6 protein-coding genes, 2 tRNA genes and 1 rRNA gene are annotated in these 6,000 nt (G+C 31.1%); 8 read left to right on the top strand and 1 reads right to left on the bottom strand.

Features of this window, described 5'->3' with window-relative positions:
• Positions 1 to 170: 170 nt before the first annotated feature.
• The 4 genes from AACQ14_RS11980 to tsaD all read left to right on the top strand — a co-directional run bounded on the left by AACQ14_RS11980 (position 171) and on the right by tsaD (position 3,272).
• On the top strand, positions 171 to 413 hold the full coding sequence (locus AACQ14_RS11980) for a hypothetical protein (protein WP_113673713.1): 243 nt from the start codon (positions 171 to 173) through the stop codon (positions 411 to 413).
• A gap of 243 nt (positions 414 to 656) precedes the next feature.
• Positions 657 to 1,565, top strand: coding sequence for a ribonuclease Z (locus tag AACQ14_RS11985; protein ID WP_339363830.1), 909 nt, complete (start codon positions 657 to 659; stop codon positions 1,563 to 1,565).
• A gap of 105 nt (positions 1,566 to 1,670) precedes the next feature.
• Positions 1,671 to 2,249: a DUF6715 family protein gene (locus tag AACQ14_RS11990; protein ID WP_339363831.1), complete on the top strand. Its 579-nt coding sequence runs from the start codon at positions 1,671 to 1,673 to the stop codon at positions 2,247 to 2,249.
• Entirely contained in the window at positions 2,250 to 3,272 is a 1,023-nt protein-coding gene (gene tsaD, locus AACQ14_RS11995; RefSeq protein ID WP_339363832.1) for a tRNA (adenosine(37)-N6)-threonylcarbamoyltransferase complex transferase subunit TsaD, read from the top strand.
• An 82-nt stretch (positions 3,273 to 3,354) separates the two neighbouring features.
• Here the strand turns inward: tsaD and AACQ14_RS12000 are convergent, their stop codons facing one another.
• Positions 3,355 to 3,864: a ferritin gene (locus tag AACQ14_RS12000; protein ID WP_339363833.1), complete on the bottom strand. Its 510-nt coding sequence runs from the start codon at positions 3,862 to 3,864 to the stop codon at positions 3,355 to 3,357.
• Positions 3,865 to 4,133: 269 nt separating this feature from the next.
• Between AACQ14_RS12000 and ispD the strand changes: the two genes are divergently transcribed.
• From ispD to AACQ14_RS12020, 4 genes are all read left to right on the top strand, one after another.
• Positions 4,134 to 4,829, top strand: coding sequence for a 2-C-methyl-D-erythritol 4-phosphate cytidylyltransferase (ispD, locus tag AACQ14_RS12005; protein ID WP_339363834.1), 696 nt, complete (start codon positions 4,134 to 4,136; stop codon positions 4,827 to 4,829).
• A gap of 325 nt (positions 4,830 to 5,154) precedes the next feature.
• Positions 5,155 to 5,240, top strand: a tRNA-Ser gene (locus tag AACQ14_RS12010).
• Positions 5,241 to 5,321: 81 nt separating this feature from the next.
• A tRNA-Ser gene (locus tag AACQ14_RS12015) sits at positions 5,322 to 5,409 on the top strand.
• A gap of 319 nt (positions 5,410 to 5,728) precedes the next feature.
• Positions 5,729 to 6,000 (top strand): 16S ribosomal RNA (locus tag AACQ14_RS12020); the annotation flags it as partial.

Genomic DNA, 6,000 nt, shown 5'->3' on the forward strand with positions numbered 1-6,000 from the left:
CAGATTAGAATTAGGACGTTATAATAATGATAAGTATATTTCGTAAATTTTTATAGAGAATTTCATAATCAATTTTTTATCCTATAGGCAAAGTTGCTTTTTTGCCCTAGTCATAATTATGGATTTCTCTTCATGTTTATCATTAAAGACACCTAGTGAGGGGATAAAAAATGGAAAAATTTGAAAAGAAAATAATAAAAAATAATGTCCTATCAGAAGTTTACTGTAACAAATGTGGTAAATTAATTTATAGTGAAGACTCAAAAGAAAAATCTGACTATATTAATATTACTAAAGAATGGGGATATTTTTCAAATAAAGATATGGAAACTCATAGCTTCGATATATGTGAAGAATGCTATGATAAATTAATCAAAACTTTTAAATTCCAACCAACTAGAACAAAAAGATAATGTACAAGTTAACTTATTATTATAAAAAGAATGCAGTCGATGCATTCTTTTTTTGTGGTAGAAGTTAATTTCACAGAAATATCCTGAACTACATTTAAGCTATATAGCAGCTTTTCTTGGCAATAATATTAAAGTGATGAAATGTTAAATTGGGTATCTTATAAAAATGGGGAGACTAATTTTAATATGGTGATAACCTACGTTTTATGATACAATAAGAAAAAATAAGGAAGAGGATGAAATATGTTAGATGTATGTTTGTTAGGGACAGGCGGGATGATGCCTTTACCAAATAGATGGCTAACTTCTCTGATGACAAGGTACAATGGTAGTAACTTGCTTATAGATTGTGGAGAAGGGACCCAAATAACTATACGACAGCAAGGATGGAGTTTCAAGTCCATCGATATTATATGTTTTACACATTATCATGGTGACCATATTGGAGGATTACCAGGATTATTATTGACCATAGGCAACTCTGATAGAAGAGAGCCAATCATTCTAATTGGACCTAAAGGTCTACAGAGAGTTGTTAAGGGGTTAAGAGTCATAGCTCCTGAATTACCATTTGAATTGAACTATATTGAGTTAAAAGAAGATTATTCTTGTTTCAATATAAAAGGTTATGAAATAGAGGCTTATAAACTTAATCATAATGTTGTTTGTTATGGATATAATGTTAACATTAACCGTCAAGGAAAATTCTTGGTAGAGAAAGCAAAACAATTAGAACTGCCCATAAAATATTGGAACTTGCTTCAAAAAGGAGAAACAGTAATACATGAAGGCAGAAGCTATGAACCTCAATCAGTACTTGGTCCACCAAGAAAGGGCATAAAATTAAGTTATTGCACTGATACTAGACCTGTAAAAAACATTGAAACATATGCAAAAGATGCGGACCTTTTCATTTGTGAAGGTATGTATGGAGATGAAGAAAAAGAAAATAAGGCAAATGAATATAAACATATGACATTTGAAGAAGCAGCAACTCTAGCTGCAAAAGCCGGGGTTAATGAGCTATGGCTAACACATTTTAGTCCATCATTAGTTAGACCAAAAGATTCATTACATGTGGCTACAAAAATATTTGAAAACTCCAAAGTTGGTAAGGACAGATTAACTAAGACATTAAAGTTTGATGAATAGTATAATAGTATTGTTAATAGATTTCGATATATAATATATAAGGTCTATACTATATTCAAGAATTATCCCATAGGATAAACTAAGAACATTAATGGAGTGGTGAATATGAGAAAAATTATAGCGATTCTAATTCTAGCAAGTTTAGGAATACTGTTGTTTGTGACATTTTCTAATAAAACAAGTAAAGATAGATTTGATAAGAGTTTACTATCAAATTCAGATAGGATTCTAGAATATCTGAAAGAAGACTATGAAGGCACAATAAACAAAATACATGATTTACAAAAGACTCCAGAGCAAGTTTTAGAATTAAATAATATAGTTATGCAAAAATTATATAGTCATGAAATAACAGATGAAGAAATTGAAGTTCTGTTAAAAGTGCAAAGAGAACTATATGATGATGAATTACTAGAAAAAAATCCAATTGATGTTCACTTAGAAAAAGCAAAAGAAGAAATAAATAAATTCAAAGAAAATAATACTAAAATAATAGGTTATGACATTCAGAAAAATAATGATGACAATAATAACAATATTACATTTATAAAAGTCGTTTATTATTTGAATAATGTTGGTCCAGAAGGCGAAATATTTGAAGAATATGTATTAGTAAAAGTAGATAAACTATGGAAAATTAAAGGATGGCAGAAAACAGAAGAATTTATTGTAGTAGGTGATTAAATGAATGAAGACGTAATAATAATGGCTATAGAATCCTCATGTGATGAAACGTCAGTAGCTATTGTGAAAAATGGAAAACATGTTCTATCTAATATTATTTCCTCTCAAATAGATCTGCATAAAAAATTTGGAGGAGTTGTTCCAGAGATAGCATCAAGAAAACATATTGAGAATATTGACCCTGTTATAAGTGAAGCATTAGAAGAAGCTGATATGACCATTAAAGATGTAACAGCCGTAGCAGTTACATATGGACCAGGATTGGTTGGAGCTTTACTAGTAGGGTTAGCAGAAGCAAAGGCTATAGCATTTGCAGCTAAAAAACCATTAATAGGTGTCCACCACATAGAAGGACATATAAGTGCTAATTATATAGAAGGAGATTTTAAACCACCTTTTGTTTGCATGGTAGTATCAGGAGGTCATACCCATTTGGTTCATGTTAGAGATTATGGTAAATATGAAATAATGGGTAAAACGAGAGATGATGCTGCTGGTGAAGCATTTGACAAAGTTGCAAGGTCCATAGGGTTAGGATATCCAGGCGGACCAAAGATTGATAAAATTTCAAGAGAAGGAAATGAAGATGCAATAGAATTCCCTAGATCATACTTAGAAAATGGATCTTATGATTTTAGTTTTAGTGGAGTAAAATCAGCAGTTCTCAACTATATAAATCAATGCAAGATGAAAGAGCAGGAAATAAATGTTCCTGATATTGCAGCAAGTTTTCAAAAATCTGTTGTTGAAGTAATAGTAAATAAAACAATAAAAGCTGCAAAAGAATTGAAACTAGACAAAATTGCTTTGGCTGGTGGTGTAGCAGCTAATAGCAAACTTAGAGAAGAAATGAAGAAAGCATGTGAAAAAGAAGGAATAACATTACACTATCCATCACCTGTATATTGTACTGATAATGCTGCTATGATAGGTGTAGCTGCTTATTATGAGTATATAAATGGTGTAAGACATAATATGGACTTAAATGCCATACCAAACTTGAAATTAAGCGATAGATTTTAATTTAAAAGAGGGTTGCCTTATGGACAGCCCTCTTTATTAATACTATAAAATAGTTTCTCATTGAAACATACTATTTTGCATACTAAGCATTAGTTGGTGGTGTAAAAACACGCTGAGCCATTTCTGAGTCAATAGAATAGATTATTGAGACATCCTTATTAGCTCTCTTTAGTTTTTGTAAAATACCCTTAACAGTAGCTTCTTCTTCTACTTGCTCATCAATAAACCATTTCAAAAAGCTTATAGTAGCATGTTCCCTTTCTTCCATGGCAATATCCATTAATTTATAGATACGACTTGTCACGAATTTTTCGTGTTCTAAAGTCTTGGAATAAACATCTTCTATATCATTATAATTACTTGGTGGTGTTTCAAGACCTTTTATTTCAACTTTTTCATCCATTTCATTTACAAAATTAAAGAATTTCATTGCATGGAATTTTTCTTCTTCTGCTTGTACCATAAAAAAATTAGCAAATCCATCTAGATCTATTGAATAACAATATGATGCCATAGCTAGATAAAGATGAGCAGAGTAGAACTCATAAGTAATTTGTTCGTTTATTTCGTTTAATAATTTTTCACTTAGCATAATTTTACCTCCTACTTTTTTGTTATAGAAATTTACATGATTATTATACCAAGAAAATAATGGTATTGGAAGATGAAACTTCTTATTTGATTTAGTAAATTATTTCTTTAATTTTAGTATACAATAGTTTAAAATAAAATATACGATAATGTAATTAGTTTATTCATACTTGAATTAGACTAATAATAAGCTAATGATTCTGCTTTAATAATTGCTAATTAATATAAGTGAAACAATATATAAAGATTTATTGATGGAGGATAATATAAATGAATAATGTGCAATGTACAGTAATAATACCTGCTGCTGGAAAAGGCAAAAGAATGAAACATGATAAATCAAAACAATATATAGAAATAGATGGTAAACCTATACTAGCATATACTATAGATGCTTTTGAAAAATGTGATGAAATACAAAATATCATTTTAGTGGTAGGGAAAGAAGAAGTCGATTATTGCAGAAAAGAAATTGTAGAAAAATATAAGTTTCAGAAGATAATAGCTATATTAGAGGGAGGAAAAGAAAGGCAGGATTCAGTCTACGAAGGTATAAAAAAAGTGCCAGAGGATAGCGATATTGTTTTGATACATGATGGTGCCAGACCTTTTGTAGGTGCTGAGCAAATAAAACAAACAATTGATAATGGGATCAGATATGGTGCTTGTGTCTTAGGAGTCAAGGTTAAAGATACAATTAAAGTAGTTGATGATGATAATAATATTGTAGATACCCCTAACCGAAATAATCTCTGGGCAATACAAACACCTCAAACATTTAAAAAAGAATTAATTACATTGGCTTATCAAAAAGCTCAAAATGATAATTATTGTGCTACAGATGATTCCATGTTAGTTGAAAAATATTTAGATATTAAAATAAAAATGGTAGAAGGAATATATTCAAATATAAAAATAACCACTACAGAGGACTTAGTTATAGCCAAAAATTTTATTCATCAGTAATAATATCTTAATGTTACTTATCTTAATTTCTAATTTAAATAATTTGATCTCAAATTGGATTAAAAATAAAAGGATGAAAAGGATGAAAAAGCTTATATATCAGTGTTAAGCGATGTATTTACAATATATGGATTTGTCTGAATATAAAAATAATGAATTTATCTATTGACACTTAAAATAATATATGATATCATACCGCTTGTCGTTAAATACTGACGAAAAAAACAAGCAAAAAAACAACTCGAAAAAAGTTGTAAAAAAGGCTTGACACATCGGCTAAGATGTGATAAATTATTAAAGCACTCGATAATGAGTTGCGAAATACGGAGAGGTGTCCGAGTGGCTTAAGGAGCTGGTCTTGAAAACCAGTGACTCCGAAAGGGGCCGTGGGTTCAAATCCCACCTTCTCCGCTCCGATAATTATAAACCACACACTGGTGGTTTTAATTATTGCTAAAATGCAAATAATCGCGAAGTGTTTAGAAACGGCTTGGAGAAGTACCCAAGCGGCTGAAGGGGCTCCCCTGGAAAGGGAGTAGGTCGTTAACGCGGCGCGAGGGTTCAAATCCCTCCTTCTCCGTTTGATAATTAATTGAAAAAGTTGTTGACAAACATCAGAAAATATGATAAAATATTTTTCGCTAATGCATTAAAAGATAACAAATAGAACCTTGAAAACTGAACAGTGAAACAACCAAAAACTTAGTAATAAGTTTTACCCAAGAAAATTCCTTAGTAAATTAATGGATAAAGACGATAGTCTATAAAATATAAGCCAGAGCAATCTGGTCAAGATTAAAACTTATACGATGTTTTAAGTTAAGAATAACTAACCTTTGATAATTAAGACAATTTAATCTTAAAATCAAAGCTAAAAAATTCTAACCTTAAAAAATCTTTAACATGAGAGTTTGATCCTGGCTCAGGATGAACGCTGGCGGCGTGCTTAACACATGCAAGTCGAGCGAGAAGCTACCTATTGAACCTTCGGGTGATTTAGGTAGTGGAAAGCGGCGGACGGGTGAGTAACGCGTGGGTAACCTGCCCTATGCAGGGGGATAACACATTGAAAAGTGTGCTAATACCGCATAAGACCACAGAGTCGCATGACTTAGTGGTAAAAACTCCGGTAGCATAGGATGGACCCGCGTCTGATTAGCTAGTAGGTAAG

Origin of the sequence: Vallitalea maricola, from assembly GCF_036985595.1 — a bacterium.
Classification (GTDB): domain Bacteria; phylum Bacillota; class Clostridia; order Lachnospirales; family Vallitaleaceae; genus Vallitalea; species Vallitalea maricola.

Excerpts from the sequence above, each read along its gene's own strand:
- AACQ14_RS11980 (WP_113673713.1), top strand. The coding sequence starts at position 171 with ATGGAAAAATTTGAAAAGAAAATAATAAAAAATAATGTCCTATCAGAA.
- AACQ14_RS11985 (WP_339363830.1), top strand. The coding sequence starts at position 657 with ATGTTAGATGTATGTTTGTTAGGGACAGGCGGGATGATGCCTTTACCA.
- AACQ14_RS11990 (WP_339363831.1), top strand. The coding sequence starts at position 1,671 with ATGAGAAAAATTATAGCGATTCTAATTCTAGCAAGTTTAGGAATACTG.
- tsaD (WP_339363832.1), top strand. The coding sequence starts at position 2,250 with ATGAATGAAGACGTAATAATAATGGCTATAGAATCCTCATGTGATGAA.
- AACQ14_RS12000 (WP_339363833.1), bottom strand. The coding sequence starts at position 3,864 with ATGCTAAGTGAAAAATTATTAAACGAAATAAACGAACAAATTACTTAT.
- ispD (WP_339363834.1), top strand. The coding sequence starts at position 4,134 with ATGAATAATGTGCAATGTACAGTAATAATACCTGCTGCTGGAAAAGGC.